Annotated in this window: 12 protein-coding genes; 5 read left to right on the top strand and 7 right to left on the bottom strand. The window is 59.1% G+C overall.

Going from position 1 to position 16,115, the window contains the following annotated elements; all coding sequences use genetic code 11:
* Positions 1–408 precede the first annotated feature (408 nt).
* The 4 genes from ACSQ8V_RS32330 (at position 409) to speG (ending at position 4,425) form a co-directional block, all read left to right on the top strand.
* Positions 409–1,803 (top strand): selenium-binding family protein, encoded by a 1,395-nt coding sequence (locus ACSQ8V_RS32330; RefSeq protein ID WP_436208524.1) that lies wholly within the window; start codon positions 409–411, stop codon positions 1,801–1,803.
* A gap of 61 nt (positions 1,804–1,864) precedes the next feature.
* The gene (locus ACSQ8V_RS32325; RefSeq protein ID WP_436208523.1) at positions 1,865–2,506 is read left to right on the top strand and encodes a hypothetical protein; all 642 of its coding nucleotides are present in this window, start codon (positions 1,865–1,867) and stop codon (positions 2,504–2,506) included.
* A 328-nt stretch (positions 2,507–2,834) separates the two neighbouring features.
* On the top strand, positions 2,835–3,806 hold the full coding sequence (locus ACSQ8V_RS32320) for a LysR family transcriptional regulator (RefSeq protein ID WP_213768094.1): 972 nt from the start codon (positions 2,835–2,837) through the stop codon (positions 3,804–3,806).
* 76 nt (positions 3,807–3,882) lie between these two features.
* Entirely contained in the window at positions 3,883–4,425 is a 543-nt protein-coding gene (gene speG, locus ACSQ8V_RS32315) for a spermidine N1-acetyltransferase (protein WP_213768092.1), read from the top strand.
* Between the two features lie 146 nt (positions 4,426–4,571).
* Here speG and ACSQ8V_RS32310 read toward each other — a convergent pair whose 3' ends face one another.
* Entirely contained in the window at positions 4,572–5,630 is a 1,059-nt protein-coding gene (locus ACSQ8V_RS32310) for a glycosyltransferase (RefSeq protein WP_436208522.1), read from the bottom strand.
* Between the two features lie 529 nt (positions 5,631–6,159).
* On the opposite strand from ACSQ8V_RS32310, the gene ACSQ8V_RS32305 reads away from it, so the two are divergent.
* Positions 6,160–9,273 carry an autotransporter outer membrane beta-barrel domain-containing protein gene (locus ACSQ8V_RS32305; protein WP_436208521.1) on the top strand — a complete coding sequence of 1,038 codons (3,114 nt, stop codon included), beginning with the start codon at positions 6,160–6,162 and terminating at the stop codon, positions 9,271–9,273.
* 169 nt (positions 9,274–9,442) lie between these two features.
* Here the strand turns inward: ACSQ8V_RS32305 and ACSQ8V_RS32300 are convergent, their stop codons facing one another.
* The 6 genes from ACSQ8V_RS32300 to ACSQ8V_RS32275 all read right to left on the bottom strand — a co-directional run bounded on the left by ACSQ8V_RS32300 (position 9,443) and on the right by ACSQ8V_RS32275 (position 16,094).
* Positions 9,443–10,798 carry a sensor histidine kinase gene (locus ACSQ8V_RS32300; RefSeq protein WP_436208520.1) on the bottom strand — a complete coding sequence of 452 codons (1,356 nt, stop codon included), beginning with the start codon at positions 10,796–10,798 and terminating at the stop codon, positions 9,443–9,445.
* Between the two features lie 137 nt (positions 10,799–10,935).
* Positions 10,936–11,709: a response regulator transcription factor gene (locus ACSQ8V_RS32295; RefSeq protein WP_436208519.1), complete on the bottom strand. Its 774-nt coding sequence runs from the start codon at positions 11,707–11,709 to the stop codon at positions 10,936–10,938.
* Positions 11,706–12,431, bottom strand: coding sequence for a response regulator transcription factor (locus ACSQ8V_RS32290; RefSeq protein ID WP_436208518.1), 726 nt, complete (start codon positions 12,429–12,431; stop codon positions 11,706–11,708). The genes ACSQ8V_RS32295 and ACSQ8V_RS32290 overlap by 4 nt, the downstream gene beginning before the upstream one ends.
* Positions 12,432–12,440: 9 nt before the next feature.
* Positions 12,441–13,259 carry a MipA/OmpV family protein gene (locus ACSQ8V_RS32285; RefSeq protein ID WP_436208517.1) on the bottom strand — a complete coding sequence of 273 codons (819 nt, stop codon included), beginning with the start codon at positions 13,257–13,259 and terminating at the stop codon, positions 12,441–12,443.
* A gap of 480 nt (positions 13,260–13,739) precedes the next feature.
* On the bottom strand, positions 13,740–14,459 hold the full coding sequence (locus tag ACSQ8V_RS32280; protein ID WP_436209227.1) for an ABC transporter substrate-binding protein: 720 nt from the start codon (positions 14,457–14,459) through the stop codon (positions 13,740–13,742).
* Positions 14,460–14,831: 372 nt separating this feature from the next.
* A complete protein-coding gene (locus ACSQ8V_RS32275) occupies positions 14,832–16,094 on the bottom strand; it encodes an MFS transporter (protein ID WP_436208516.1) in 1,263 nt (420 codons plus the stop codon).
* Between the last annotated feature and the right edge of the window lie 21 nt (positions 16,095–16,115).

The raw sequence follows: 16,115 nt of genomic DNA, 5'->3' as shown, positions 1-16,115 counted from the left end.
AAAAGCACGGTGCTCGCCAGAGCGGAGGATGTTTGAACCCCTCCTTCTCGCGAATCCTGACATGAACACGCTTCGCCCCGTACGCTCTCGGGCAAGCACCATTTGCCGCCTCCATACTTTGGGACCCGTCCTGCCAGAGGATTGCTCTGACCGCGTGCAAACGAACTCACGATTCGCAACTCACCTGGGAGACATACCCTCTCGTTTACCCGTGGCTGGAGCCCCTTAGGTAGCCCGTCTTTATATCGCTACGCGATATTCGCTTAGAAGAAAACAAGCTTTCGGCGCTAACGCGCCCGTGCAATTAAATTGCCGGAAACAAGGTATATTTGCCCAGTAGGTCTGCGGGTAATCCTTGGAGCGGCCTCTACCAGGCCACCAGGGAAAAACGTTCCCTGGAGAAATGGCATGGCAAATTGGACACCGGATCCAACGTTCTATCCCTCCCCGCGGATGGCCATGAAAGCCCCGCACGAAACCATCGCGTACGTCGCAAGCTTCGATCCAACACGACAGGTTCCAGACGCCATCGCGGTTATAGACGTGGACCCCGCGTCGGCCAGCTATTCGCAACTGATCAGCAACGTTGCAATGCCCAACACGGGCGACGAACTTCATCATTTCGGCTGGAACGCCTGCAGTTCCTGCTTATGCCCAAATGCACCCCACCCCCACGCCGAACGTCGTTATCTGGTCGTGCCCGGCTTGCGATCGTCAAGAATTCATATTCTCGATACCAAGGCCGACCCGCGCAACCCTAAAATAGTACGCGTGCTGGAACCAAGCGAAGTCGCGGAGAAAGCGGGCTACACACGCCCCCATACGGTTCACTGCGGACCCGAGGGCATCTACGTGGCCGCATTGGGGAATGCGCAGGGCGAAGCGCCGGGCGGCATTTTCCTGATGGACCATGAAACCTTCGATATTCGCGGTCAATGGGAAATAGATCGTGGTCCTCAGCAACTTTCCTATGATGCCTGGTGGCATCTCGGACACGACACCCTGGTCACAAGCGAATGGGGCTTGCCTGCTACATTCGAAAACGGCCTCGTGCCGGAAATCCTGCTAGGCGGCCAATACGGACACAAGCTGCATTTCTGGGACCTGCATACTCGCAAGCATAAACAGGAAGTCGATTTCGGCGCGGAGAACCAGCTCGTGTTCGAACTGCGTCCGGCCCACGATCCCACCAAGGCATACGGCTTCGTCAACTCCGTAATCAGCCTGAACGACTTATCCGCGTCGATCTGGACGTGGTATCGCGATGGTGACCGCTGGGCCGTCAAGAAGATCATCGAGATTCCGGCCGAGCCCGCCAACCCCGATCTGTTGCCACCCATGCTGAAAGGCTTCGGCGCGGTGCCTCCGCTCGTTACGGACATCGACCTGTCAATGGACGACCGATTTCTCTACGTCGCGTGCTGGGGAACCGGCGACTTGCGGCAATACGACGTGTCCGATCCCTTCGCGCCGAAACTCACCGGGACCGTGAGGATCGGCGGGATCGTATCGCGCGAATCACATCCGAAGGCGGCCGGGCGACCCCTGAACGGCGGACCGCAGATGGTCGAGGTCAGCCGCGACGGCCGCCGCGTGTATTTCACCAATTCGCTATACGGCGCTATCGACGACCAGTTTTATCCCGATGGTCTCAACGGCTGGATGGTGAAACTCGATGCGTCGCCCGAAGGCGGTATTGAATTCGATCCGCGCTTCCTGGTTGAGTGGCCTTCCACGCACCGGCCACATCAGGTGCGGCTCGAGGGCGGCGATTGCTCGTCGGACTCGTATTGTTATCCGTGACGTTATCGTTGACGTTATCCGCGAGCCGCGGCTCTCGCGAAGCCCTCATGCCGGACACATCATGAACATGGCATGGGCGGGGACGGGCCACGCATGGGAGTGGCTCGCCATTGCAGGGCTCGGGGTCTTTCATGGAATCAACCCCGCCATGGGCTGGCTGTTCGCGGTCGCCCTCGGTCTGCATCGGCGTAGCCGGCTGGCCGTCCTGCTCGCGATCCCGCCAATGGCACTGGGCCACGCACTCTCTATCGGCATAGTCGCCGCGCTCGTGCTCACTACAGGGATGGTCGTGGACAGCCATCTTATCCGCATCGCGAGTGGCGTCCTGCTCGTCGCCTGGGCGGTATATCAGGTTCGCTACGGGCACCGGCACCGCGTGCGTGTTGGCATGACGACCGGTTTTGCCGGCCTCGTCGTCTGGTCGTTCCTGATGGCGACCGCGCACGGCGCAGGTCTCATGCTGATTCCAGCGCTGATCCCATTGTGCGGGTCCGTGGCAGGCCAATCATCCGGGCCCTTGCTGGTCTCGCTCGCCGCCGTCGGCCTGCATACGCTGGCCACCTTGCTCGTGACCGGCGCCATCGCTCTGCTGGTATACGACTGGCTGGGCGTGGGCGTGCTCAGGCGCGGCTGGATCAACTTCGACAGGCTCTGGACCATCGGGCTAGCGGGCACCGGCGTATTGCTGATCGCCACGGCTTAGCAACCGAACGCCGGATTGCTCGCCCGGCTTCGGCAAGCGCCTGTCATTTCTCACTCGTGCACCAAACCGGGCGACGGCTGCCAAGCGGCGATAATGCGGCTTGCGTAGCGAGCTTGTCTGACAGCCACGATCGGCTACGATTGACGTCCACGGCCTGCGAGACGCGTCTTCACTGCGGGTTTCGCCCGATCCCTATAGAGCATTCGCGCCTTCCCGGAACCACAACCGTTTTGTCACTGAGCGAAAACGACAATGAAAAAAACGCCCGCATATCCAGTAAGCAAAAAAGCTTTCAGTGTCGTTTCAATTCACGCATAGGCACAGGGCAATGGCTCAAAGCTCCTCGAACTGGTTCGTGCGCGCGCGCCTCAAGACGCGGCAGTTGATGCTGCTCGCGGCCATGGAAGAAGAAGGCAATGTCCGCCGCGCTGCCGATGTCCTCGGCATGACACAACCAGCTGCATCGCGTTTATTGAAGGAACTGGAGGACGTGCTGGAGGTGCGGCTTTTCGACCGCACGCCTTACGGGATGCACGCTACGCTGTACGGTGAAGTGATGATCCGGCACGCGCGCATGGTGCTCTCGAATCTGAGCCAGGCGCACGACGAGATCTCCGCGTTGCGCGCGGGACTCGTGGGTCAGGTGCAGATTGGCGCCATTGCCGCAGCCACCGCAACCATGGTGCCGCTTGCCATCGCGCGCGTGAAGGCGCTTTATCCGCAATTGCAGATATGGTTGCAGGTTGAGACTTCAGACGTAATGCTGCCGCTGGTTGCAGAGGGCCACCTCGACATCATGATCGGCCGCGTACTCGAGCGACAGGGCCAGTTCAAGGACGCGGTGCGATACGAGCCTATTGCCGAGGAACCGCTTTGCGTGGTCGTGCGCCCCGGGCATCCGCTCGAACAGGCGACCGGCTTGACCATGCACGACATTGTCAACGCAGGCTGGGTTCTGCATCCTCCCGGTAGCGTGCTGCGGCACAGATTTGATATGGTGTTTTCGCAGATCGGCCTCAGTTCGCCGCAGAATGTGGTGAATACCAACAACATCCTCGCCATCTCCGGCATTTTGCTGCAGAGCGACATGCTCGCTGTGATGCCCGAAGAGGTCGCCCGGCAATACGAGGAATTCGGCACGCTCAAACGGCTGGCTATTAAACTGCCCTGCCGCATGGATGCATTCGGCATTATCACGCGGCAGACGCAATTATTGTCACCGGCGGCAACCGTTGTGCTTCGGGCGCTGCACGATGCCGCGCTCGAAGTGTATGGCGCGCGGCAAGATGCCATCGCTTAAGGCCTGTGCGCAACAAGGCACGCGCAGGCCCTTAAGTTATATTGCAGGTCGATCCACCATTCACGGAGTGTTACTCATGATCATCGAAGAGAACAATCAGCTCATGCTGCGGCCACTCGAACGTACCGATCTCCACTTCGTCCACAGCCTGAACAACAACGCAAAGATCATGCGTTACTGGTTCGAAGAACCCTACGAAACGTTCTCTGAGTTGTCCCAGCTATACGATCGCCATGTGCACGATCTGCGTGAACGCCGCTTCGTCGCTGTCGACAAGACGGGCGAAACCGTAGGGCTCGCGGAATTGATCGAGCTTGATTACATCCATAGGCGCGGCGAGTTCCAGATCATCATCGCGCCCGGCGCTCAAGGCCAGGGCTATGCGACAAACGCAACCCTGCTCGCAACGGACTACGCGTTTTCCGTGCTCAATCTGCGCAAGCTTTATCTGATCGTCGATGTGTCGAATCAGTCGGCCATTCACGTCTACGAAAAGTGCGGCTTCAAACAGGAAGCGGAATTGATCGAAGAGTTTTTTGGCAACGGCCGGTATCACAATGCGTATCGCATGTGCATTTTCCAGCACGATTTCCTCAAACAAACGCAGGCAGCCAAGTAAGCGCGGGTTGGCGTCGCCAAGTGGATCACGTTCACCCGGCCATTGTTTGCCGTGTCGCTGTTGTTGTCAGACGCGACGCTGGCGCTTGCGGTGGTGACGGGATATCGAGCCACCGCTTGAGCGCCTTAAGCCGCATGACCCGCGGCCTACACACGCGCAAGCGATTCCGCCCGTTCCTTCGGCTGTGCCCGGCGCAACATTTGATGAGTCAGCATGACGTGTTGCCGGGCGAAACCGCGCGTCGTCAAATCCTTCGACACCAACTCCTGTTGCGCGCGACGAATTCGCTTCGTCGTGCCTTCAGGGTCTGCACCTAGCGCGGCGACAGTCTCGCGCAAGCTTTGTGCATCGTGGACCGGTACGTATGAGACGGCGTCATCGGAGAAATAGTCGGACAGACCGCCTATGCCCGTTGCAACGACCGCCTTGCCGGCCGTCACCGCTTCGAGCAAAACCGTAATGCCCGATGCATGGTGATTGGGATGAAGCGGCACGACGATTACATCGGCCCATTCATAGAGCGCGCGTTGCTCCGCCAACCCCGACACCGGCGCGACAACAACGTTATCCGCCCGATCAGAACGCGTGACTTTGCGCTGGGTCGCAAGCCTCGCGTTGAAGCGTGGATCGTTTTCGAATGCAGCCATGAAGGTCTGCCAATCGCGGTCGCGATCGTTACCAATGGCCGCCACGCGCAATGGTTCGTGAGGACGCCACTCGGACACTGGCTGCAAGGGGAAATCGTCGGTACTGACACCGTAGAGCACCACCGTTGCTTCGCGGTTCCAGAATTTTTTCGTGAGTGCTGCGTTGTCGTGAGTCAGGGTCGTCACCAAGCTCGCCTGGCTTAGCAGCCTCTTGAAGATCACGCGCTTGAACACGCTAAGCGATTCCCATATGTCGAGCAGCCACACGCTTTGTGCAAGCAGAAGCGGCTTACGCGGACCACGTTTGAGCATCAGCAATAACGCCGCCGATAGATACTCGCGCTCCGTATGCGTCCAGATCACGTCCGCTTCAAGCAGCGCTGCGCGATTGCGAAATGTATGAACGAGATCGCAACCGAGAAGCGCTTTCAAGCCGCGTCGAATAGTGCGGAGAGCACGTCCTTCGGGATGATCGTGGGAATACGAAAGGGTCATCGATTCCGACTCGGCGTGGTGATAACCGTACAGGCACCCAACGTTCTCGTCTTTGCGATACATGCTCGGATCGACACCATAGTAGAGGTGGACATGAACGTTAGTCGACTCGTTTGCCACCGTGCTTTTCGCTCCCATATCTCCCCCGATATCAGCGCTTTCCCAAGCGCCTGACGCGCCGAAAGACGCATCGTACCGATGCACGGACACAGAGGGAACGCCCTGAAGCAAGACATTGGCGTTTGAGCGATGGGTAACCCACACAACGCGTTGCATCTGCGCTGCGTGTTCGGCAGCGCTCATAACGCCCGCGCGGATTCTGTTATTTAATGCACGCGAACAAGGAACCAAGGCCAGGGAACGGAAGTGGCCTGCCCTCCACTGACGAACAAGCGCCTATTTTATTTCTCGTCGATCTGACAACAATTGACAAATACCCAGGCTCTTTCTGCCACTTAAAGCGCGATGCTGCACAAAGCAGGTATTACTCAGTAAGGTTTCCAAGTTCGTTCGTTCGGCTAGCCACATTCACAAGATAGCCTGCTTGTTAAATTCCGCCCGCTTTTACAGATAACAACACCGGGGGCGGTTCATGTCTAATCCAGTTCGTTCGCGAGCGATCTCGCTTGCACCATCACTTCTGCTGATTCCTTTTCTCCTGAGTCCCATTGCGGCGGCAGCAGCATGTGCCGTGAACGGCCTCGATACGGTTTGCGACTCGACATCGCCGAACCCATGGACCACGACCATCGGTACCGGCTATATTCCGGGCAACGACAATCAGACGGTCACTGTCCAGAACGGCGCGAGGATTACCACGCAAGATGCATCGGCAATCAGTCTCGCTAACAACGCGAACATCACCGTGCAGACGGGCGGCACAGTCAGCAATTACGCCGTGAATTCGCACGGCAACTATGGCACGGGCGCCAACACCATCGAGTTCCAGGACAACGGCACGCTGACCGTGCAAGCGGGCGGCAAGGTGCTGTCCAAGGGCACGCAGGACATTGCCGAGGCCGTGAACATACAAGGCCAGGGCAATGTCATCATCAACAACGGCTTGATCCGGGCGATCAACGCCAGCGCCATCTGGTTCCAGAACAAGGTCGGCGGTAACACGATCATCAATAACGAAACCGGCGTGATCCGGTCACCCGGCAGCGTGATCGGTTCGAGCGGCGACGCCCCTATCGATTTCACCAACAAGGGCACGGTTATCGGCGACATCATTTTCTCCGGTGGCGACGACGTCATGCGCATCTATACCGGCTCGTCGGTGCAGGGCAATATCGACGGCGGCGCGGGCAACAACCAGTTGTTCCTGAGCGGGCTTGGCGTGGACACGCTGACCGGCAACATCGTCAACTTCCAGACGCTCATCAAGACCGACACGGGTACGTGGACCGTCAACGGCATTCCGGTCGATGTGCAAAGCGCTGAAGTTGCGGGTGGCACGCTGATCCTGACGGGCGACAACAGCACGTACACCGGACAGATGCTCGTCGATGCCGCGGGGACGCTTCAAGCCCGGGCACAGAGCCTGCCGGCCGCGATTACCGACAATGGCCTGGTCCGCTTCGCGCAAACCGATGACGGCACGTACGCGGGATTGTTGAGCGGCACGGGTTCGATCGAGAAAACCGGTGCGGGCACGCTGTTCCTCGCGCCCACCGCAACCGGCGGCAACACGTATTCCGGCGGCACGCTGATCACGCAAGGCACGCTGAATATCGCAGCGGACAATGCGCTGGGCGGGACCGCTGGCGGTGTCACGTTCAACGGCGGCACGCTGCAACTGAATAACGACCTCGACCTCGCCGCGACCCGCGCCATCTCGATCGGTGCGAATGGCGGGACGATCGACACGCAGCAATATTCGTCCACGCTCTCACAAGGGGTGACCGGTACCGGCTCGTTGACCAAGCTCGGCAGCGGCTTGCTCACGATGAACGGCGTGAGCGCCTACGGCGACACGAACGTGCTGGCGGGTACCCTTGCAGTCGGCGACGCACAGCACAATTCGGCAAGCATCGGCACGGGCACGACGACCGTCGCGGACGGCGCCACGCTTGGCGGTTTCGGTACCGTATTCGGCTCCGTGACGAACTCGGGCACGATCGCGGCGGCGAATGCCTTGCCGGCTTTTTCTGCATCGACGACCGGCACCTTTGCGATCCACGGCGATCTCACCAATAACGCCACGATCAACCTGGCGGCTGCATCGGGCACGCCGGGCAACGTACTCAATGTGAGCGGGAACTACGTCGGCAACAATGCGCAGTTGATTGTGAACACTGTCATGAACGCGGGCGGCGCGCCGTCCAACCAGTTCACCGACCAACTGGTCATTGGCGGCAACGCGAGCGGGAGCACGACCGTGACAGTGCGTCCGAGCGGCTTGGGCGCGCTGACGGTAGGCGACGGCATCAAGCTCGTCCAGGTGAACGGCAGCGCCGCTGCCAGTACCTTCCACATGCTTGCGCCGGTTCAGGCGGGGGCGTACCAGTATCTGTTGTATCAAGGCGGCTCGGGGCGCCCCAACGACTTCTATTTGCGCTCGGCGCTTGAGAGCGTGCCGGTGACGCCACCTGTGACGCCGCCGGTTACACCACCTGTGACACCGACGCCACCAACCACGCCGGCCGACTCTGGCCCGGTGGTTACACCGGTGACACCGATCGTGTCCGCGGGCACGCCCAGTTCCCCGCCTGCCGCCCAGCCTTCGGTCATCGCGTATCGCCCTGCCGTGGTCGGCTACACGATGACGCCATCGCTCAACCTCGACTATGGCTTCACGATCATGGATCGGCTGCATGAACGTGTCGGCGACATCGCGAGTCTCGAGAACGCGCAGGGAACGTATGGCAACGGCGTGTGGGGACGCATCGGCGGCCAAAGCCTGAACGCCAACTCGGGGGACCGTTTCTCCGGCGATGAACGCACGTTCTTCGCGGAGTTCGGCAAGGACTGGACGCTCTCGACGAACCCGGCCGGCGGCAGCACGCATGCAGGCGTCACGGTGACTATCGGCTCGTCGTCGGCAACCTTCGAAGACAGCGCACGCAGTCTCAATCCGGCGCTGACGACCGCTACCGGCTCAGTCGAAACGCAGGCGCAATCGCTCGGTGGCTACTGGACCAAATATCTGAAAGACGGCAGCTACTTCGACGCCGTGGCGCAACTCACCCACTATCGCAACAAGTACGGCGATGTGTATGGCGGCGGCGCTTCGCAAAACGGCGTTGGCACGGGTCTGTCCGGTGAAGTAGGCAAGCCGTTGCTGATAGGATCGACGACGATTGCCATTGAACCGCAAGCCCAGTTGATGTACCAGTACCTGCATCTGAACGGCTTCGATGACGGCATCTCGCCGGTATCGAGCACGTCGAGCAACGCGTTGCGCGGACGCGTCGGCTTCCGGATCTTCAAGGCGAACCTGACCAATGACACGAAGACGGGAACGGCAACGCCCTACTTCACCGCCGACGTACTGCACGACTTCCTGAACCCGGGCAACACGGCAGTGGATGGCGCGTCGTTCAACAGCGGGCTCTCGAAGACCTGGTATGAAGTCGGCGTGGGTGTCACCACGAGCATGAGCAAGTCGTCGGAGATGTACGCCAACGTCAAATACTCCCGCAACCTTGGTGGCGATTATCGTCAGGGCGTGTTTGGTCAGGTTGGATATCGATATAGCTGGTAAAAGCGATACGCGCCGGTGTGGGTGACCGGTGCATGAGGTTTGACGTTCAGTTAAGCTCATGTCAGAAAGGCCGCGCCCGGAAACGAGCGTGGCCTTTCTGTTTGAAGGCTTACTCGTATCGACGAACTCTACGGCGAGTGGGGTGGTTAATTCGGGCTACTGAGCAGGTCTAGAAGGAAACAATAAACCGGGTTCCGGACGCCAGCGTTCTGACGGTAAGTTTCCAATTGTGCGCCAGCGCTATTTCTTTGCAGATCGAGAGGCCCAGGCCGGCGCCGTCGTGTTGAGCATCGGGCGCGCGCCAAAAACGCTCAAACAGAAATGGCAAATATTCAGGGTTGACACCGGGTCCCTCGTCCTGGACACAGATCGTCTTTTCATCGACGGAAACAATGACGGACCCATGCGAAGGCGTCGCGTTGATCGCGTTTTCAACAATGTTTTTCAGCAAGATGAAAAGCGCGCTCCTGTCAGCTCGCATTGTTGCGGGAATGACAGGGACGTCGACATGCAGTTTCACCTGCTTTTTGTCTGCCTTGCGTGCCAGATAGTCCACGACGTCCTCGGCAACATCGACCTTGTCGACCTCGCTGAATTCAAAGTTCTGCGATTCGCTTACCTCGGCGAGGTGTAAGAGTTGCCGGACCTGCCGCGCCATCAAGTCAATTTCGCGGAACAGCAGATCCTTGTTCTCGACCTCGGGTTGCAACTCGATCTGCCCTCTTATCAAAGTCAGCGGTGTTTGAAGTTCATGAGCAGCCGAGGCGAGAAATTGCTGTTGTACAGCGAAGCCATTTTCGAGGCGCGCGAGCGCATCATTGAACGCGACAAGAATAGGTTTGATCTCGCTGGGGACGCCCTTGATGGAAAGCCGCATGCGAAGGTTCCGCGGGGTGATTGAAGCGGCGGAATCCGATGCCACGCGAAGAGGCCGCAGCACGCGGCGAACAGTGAACGTCAAGGTCAGGCCGAAGATGATTGTCGCGATCAGCAAGGTATAGCCCACGATCTTCGGGATCGGCTCGATCCTCTCGCCAAGAACGGCTTTATTGAAGGCTACGCTCGCCGCGCTCTGTACAAAATATGGGGTTTGCCCGTGCATGATCTCCAGGGTCACCACGTCGAAAGGCTTGCCGTTAATGGTCACGCGTTTCATGGCGCCGAGGGCGCTGGTCAAGTCACCGGCATCCCAGGAGGCATTGTTCAGCGCGCCACGCGACGCAAAAAGCACATGTCCCGAAGCGTCGAGCGTACGGTAGAGCAACTCGGTCGATGCGAAATCGAAGAGCCACGTCGCGTGCTCGTCGAGGTTTATCGACACCGGGCGCCCAGACTCGTCAAAGCGCAATTGGGAGGCTAACTGGTGCGCGCTTCTTATGCTCTCGCTCACCCGGAATGTATCGGGTGGCAAGTGATTGAAGGCGTACAGCACGATTGTGGCGATGAGGGTAAGACTCACGGCCAACGCCGCCACGCTTGTAACCCATAAGCGCACCGAGAGGCTTTTGATCCAGTAGTTGAGCATGATGATGCTGTCCGTGTAACTTGATCGAATGCGGTGAAGGATGACATTGCGCGATGCGGGCGCGGACCTGATAGTGATCCGTCCGTTCGCCATCCGTGTGCCGTCAGCCACCGGCAAGCGTCAGTAAAAACGGTTAATCATCTCGCATTGCGTTGGCTTGCCGCTGACGGTTCAGCGTCCACTCTTCGGCGTTGCGGCGTAGGCTGACGGTCGGGATGGAAAACGTATCCATGGCCGCGAAAAGTCTCTATGAACTCACATGCACCAACTATCAGCTTGATCCGTTCGCGCAGGCGATGAACCCAGACACCAACATTGGTGCGAGCGCTGGACGCGTCCGAGTGCATGCTTTGAGCAATCGCAGCTTTTGAGAAGACTCTCCCTGGTGCTGTTGAAAACAGGGCGAGTATGGCGTATTCATGCTGCGTCAGTGAGACTGGATCATCGAGGTACGTGAGCGAGCGCAGCCCGTAGTCCAGTTTAAACCCGCTGAACAAAAATGGCTTCCGGTATGTAGGGTCCTGAAAATGATGCTGTCCGACCCGTCGCAGAACGGTGCCGATTCTCAGCAACACTTCATGCACATTGAATGGCTTGGATATGAAATCGTCAGCGCCGCACTCGAGCGCGATAATGCGTTCCGTTACGTCGTCGCGATTGCCTAGCATGATTACCGGTAAGTCATCCTGAGCGATTCGCAGCGCCTGAAGCGCCCGGAGTGCAGGAAGACTGCCGCGTTCGGACGAACCGCTGGCCATCAGGATCAGCGCAGGCCGCTCCTCTTCGATCCGGCGAGCCACTTTGCTCGCGTCATATAAGACCGCGACGTCGTAGCCATCGGTCTGCAAGGACGTGCGCAAGACATCGCGGCAGGTGGGGTCGCTGTCTACTACAAGTATAAGCTGCTTCATTTCTGCCTTTCATCGCGTTGCCCGACGCTCGCCTGCAAAGGGGGGCAGTCCGGTCGCTGGACTGCGAAACCCGCACCCCTGATGTTTGCAAGTCGCGTGGTCGCGCCCACCGCAAGCAGCTTCTTTCGCAACCGGTGAATGGTCACTTCAAGCGCGTTGGGGGTGACCGCGTCGCCCAGACCCCAGCCCGCATGCTCAAGCGCCGAGTGGCGAACGGTCCGGCCCGCAGCCTTCAATAGAACGGACATGATCTGCAATTCAGCGGGCGCAAGCGGGACGGACTGGTTGCCGCACCGCATTGCATGTTGCTGTGGATCGATCGCAATATCAGCGAAGCTTTGAACCAGCGTCGTCATTTCGGCAGGCCTGCGCATCAGCGTTCGTACGCGCGCTACCAGCTCACTCATTTCAAATGGCTTGGTAACGTAGTCGTCCGCGCCAGTCTCGAGCCCTTCTATGCGGTCGTGCAACGCATCCCGAGCGGTCAGCATCAGGCAAGGAGTCATGGTTCCGGCGGCACGCAACGTTCGAAGAAAAAGTAGCCCGTCGCCGTCGGGCAATCCGCGGTCAAAGATCATTACCGAGTAGTCGGCATGGCTCAGGCCATAGGCTGCTTCAGAAAGATTGCTGAAGATATCGGTTTCGATTCCAGCACCGGACAACGATTGCCGGATCATGGCCGCCAGGCGGACATGATCTTCGATCAGTGCAATTCGCGACATAGGGCCGGTTCAATTGAATTGATAGAGATAGGCTACCTTGGCCTCAGGAATGAATCGCTTGCCCACGATGGGACTGTCAGTCATTCCGCTGCCCAGGTGTGCGATACCCAGGTCAAGGCTTACGAGCTGCTTGCGCGTTACGCGATAGTCGAACTTGGCGCCGACGGTTTCCTTGTAGGTGGATGTCCCGGTGTATGCAGGTCGTCCGGCTCGCGCCTCCGACGTCCTCACGCCATAATAATAATCAACGTAGTCGCCGCTGAACCAACTGACTGCTGCATGGGGTTCTATAGAGAAGTTACCATAGTCCAGGGTCTTGCCGAACTCGATATCGGCCTTCTGCCCTTTGTTTCCGCTAGTCAGGTACTCGCCCGAAAGATCACCATATTGCGTCTGCCATTTGAGTGCGGGGCCCAGCCAGAATGCAGCGCTCCGGTTTTGCATTCCGTTGAGTATGGGTGCGTCGGAGCCCCTGTAGCCGTCGGCGATCGCGTAATTCCCGCGCAGAGTGAACGCAACGCCGCCCCAGTTCCCGACCTTCAGATCGACCGTTGTGCCAATGGCGTGAATCCATTTATCGTCGAAAAAGAAGAACGGAATAGGCGTTATGTGCGTGCCATATCCTTTGTAGGGTGATTGCTCAAAGGCCGCCCCGCCGCCAAGTCCCCAATGGGTAACGTTCGTGGCATTGCTCAAAACTGTGAAGCCGGTCGTGTCGGCGTAAGGCAGATTCGCGCTAGGACCATCTGCCCAAGCCGCGCCCGAATACATCAGAGCGGATGCGACGGCGAATAGCAGTTGATACTTGCGACGAAGGTGTTTTTTCACAGGGGTGCCTTTTATTGGTGTGGTCGTGAGGACGCACTGTAGGACCGGGGCACTTACTGTTCACTTACTCAGCAAACAATTACTTCCATGGAACAGGTATCGAGAAATATGTCACTTCACGTCGCGCGACGCGACGACCGGTTGTAATCATGTGATTTGGAATGGAAGTTCGGCCGACATCAGAAGGATCTGGTGGCAGTGGTTACCTGCACGATCCGAAAGACTGGCAAGCGCCAGGTTTAGCGCTGCGCCATTTTGTGCTGCCCAGCCTCAAGGCGTGACGTATCTATCCGTGCACGATCCACGTTCAACTGCTTCGCTATAAGAAGAGGAATCCTATGCGTATGCCATTTCTTTCGGCAATCAAAACTCGTCCGGACATTAGCTGTTCCGAACGGGACAATGCACATCCGGCGATGCACCGTCGACGTGACCACCGCACCGGGCAAAGTAACGCTATGCGCACGGCCTCGCAGCCTGCTAGTCGTTGTCTTTCGCAACGACCGCGCCCGCAATCTGATGACGCGCCAGAGACGCCGCGACAAAGCCGGATGCTTTCATGTCCTCGACAAACGTCGACAAGTACGCGGCCGCTTCATCGCCCTTTGCTTTTGGCACCCCCATCGCTTGACGGATCACCATGAAACGTTGATCGAGCATCCGCAATCCACCTGCCTTCGCGGCATCTCTTTCAAGCTGTTGCCTGACGCCGGCGGCCACGTCCAGATGCTGATCCAGGAAACCTTGCACCACTGCGGGTGACGTCGGAATTCGCACAATCTTCGCGCGATGCAATTCGCGCGTGAGGAACAGATCGTACGCACTGTCTTTGCCAACAGCGACAGTCACTCCCGGTTGGTCGACCTGATCGTTGGTGGTAATCGGCGACGCGGCGCGCACCAGGTAAAAGCCTTCGATCAACACATACGGTTTCGTGAAACTGATTTCTTGTCCACGCTTTGGATCAACGGCGAAAAAGCCGACGTCCGCTTTGTCCTGATCGACGTTATCCACAGATGCCCCCGCCGACCTGACCACGACCAGTTGCAGCGGCACACCGAGACGCCTGGCGAGTTCAGTGGCGAGATCAACCGATACCCCTGCCGCCTTGCCGGTTGCTGGATCGATGCTCGCCAGCACCGGATTCCCGAGATTGATAGATGCGCGCAGCGTGCCGCTTGGCGCAAATACTTTCACCATGGGTTCACTTGCCTGCTTCGCGGATTGTGGAACAGTTGATGGCGGCGGGATCGCGCCTTGGGACTGTGCGAACGCGGAAACGGATAGGGCGGCGCTAACTGCCAACACTACAGATAGCGTTGCGATGAAACCCGTGGGGCGTTGCATCATCGAAAGCTTCGTCATCTTGGGATGCCTTTTATTTAGCGAACCGGCACCCATTATCTCAGTAGGATCGTTGCTTGATTCCCTAACGATCCGCGTCGTAGGTGACCACCCATAAGTTCTTGTGAAGCGTGGATGTCTCAAACGCACCGGGGGCGTCGCCGCAACCAGACAAATGAATGTCCCTTGCCACCGACGCTGTCAAAAACTCCATGGCAGTCGACACCCTTATCTCCCCTCGTCAGCCAGCCTGGTCAGCCGGAGCACGAAAGCAAGGCCGGTGAAAACGAATCCCACTACACAGACACCGGTCCAGCCGGCCATCGCCCACGCGGCGCCGGAAAGCGCGGCACCCAACGCGCCGCCGACAAAAAATACGCCGACGAACAAACCGTTCAGCCTTCCACGCGCGGCAGGATCCATCAGGTTGATCGCACGCCGGCCCAAGGTCTGGTCAGTGACGACGCCTGCGTCGAGCGCGGCCGCGCCCACGACGAGCATCGCAACCGCCAGCACCGGATGAGCGCTCGCCGAAAACCCTCCCCAGCCCGCGCCCGCTACGCCGATTGCCACAAGCGCAAGGAGCACCGCGAGGTGGCCGGCAAGCAACGTCTTGCGACCCGACCCACGGTCGCCCGCGCGGCCGGCGAGCGGCGTCACGATCGCACCTGCCGCGCCGGCGAGCGCGAACAGGGCGATGCCATTCATATCGAAGCTGAAAGGCGGCTGCACGAGCCGCAAGCCGATCGCCGTCCAGAACGCGCTGAACGCCCCCATCACCAACGCCGCCGATGCAGCGTTCCGTTGCAACACAGGCTCGGTGCGCATCAGCGTCCAAAGCGAGTACAGGAGTGCCGGATAACGCGTCGGGATAGCTGGCATGCGCACAGGCAGTTTCATGTACAGGACGACAGCGAGTAGCGCATCGATCACCGCGGCAAGCCCGTAGAAGGCACGCCAGCCCATCGACCCGGCAATCACGCTCGCAGCCGGACGCGCCAACAGGATGCCGAGCATCAAGCCGCTCATCACGTTGCCGACTGCACGTCCGCGGTGACTGTCAGGCGCCATCGAAGCGGCCATCGGCACCAGCATCTGGATCACGCTGGATGCGGCACCGGCCAGGAATACAGCGGCCAGAAACAATACGCGTGAGTCGGTGAACATTGCGACCGCGAGAAAACCGGCGCCGCATGCCAGTGTGCGCACGATCAACCGCCGGTTCTCCAGCAGGTCGCACAGCGGTACGAGCAACACCAGTCCGACTGCGTAGCCCAGTTGCGGCACCATCGCTGCGAGGCCGGAGAACTCAGGGGCGAGATGCAAGCTGCGGCTGATCGCACCCGTCAGCGTTTGCGCGGCAAACAGGTTCATCACAATCACGCCGACTGCCGCCGCGAAGAAGGCAGTCAGTGGTCCGGTGAGCCTGTGCGGATTGTCGGCTTCCTGCGTCGCGACGGCACGGGCGGGACCTTCTGCGGATGGATTCATCGAACGGGTTCTCAAAACGGG

The organism is Caballeronia sp. LjRoot31, assembly GCF_964253885.1.
Classification (GTDB): Bacteria; Pseudomonadota; Gammaproteobacteria; order Burkholderiales; family Burkholderiaceae; genus Caballeronia.
This window is presented reverse-complemented; position numbering and strand designations above follow the sequence as displayed.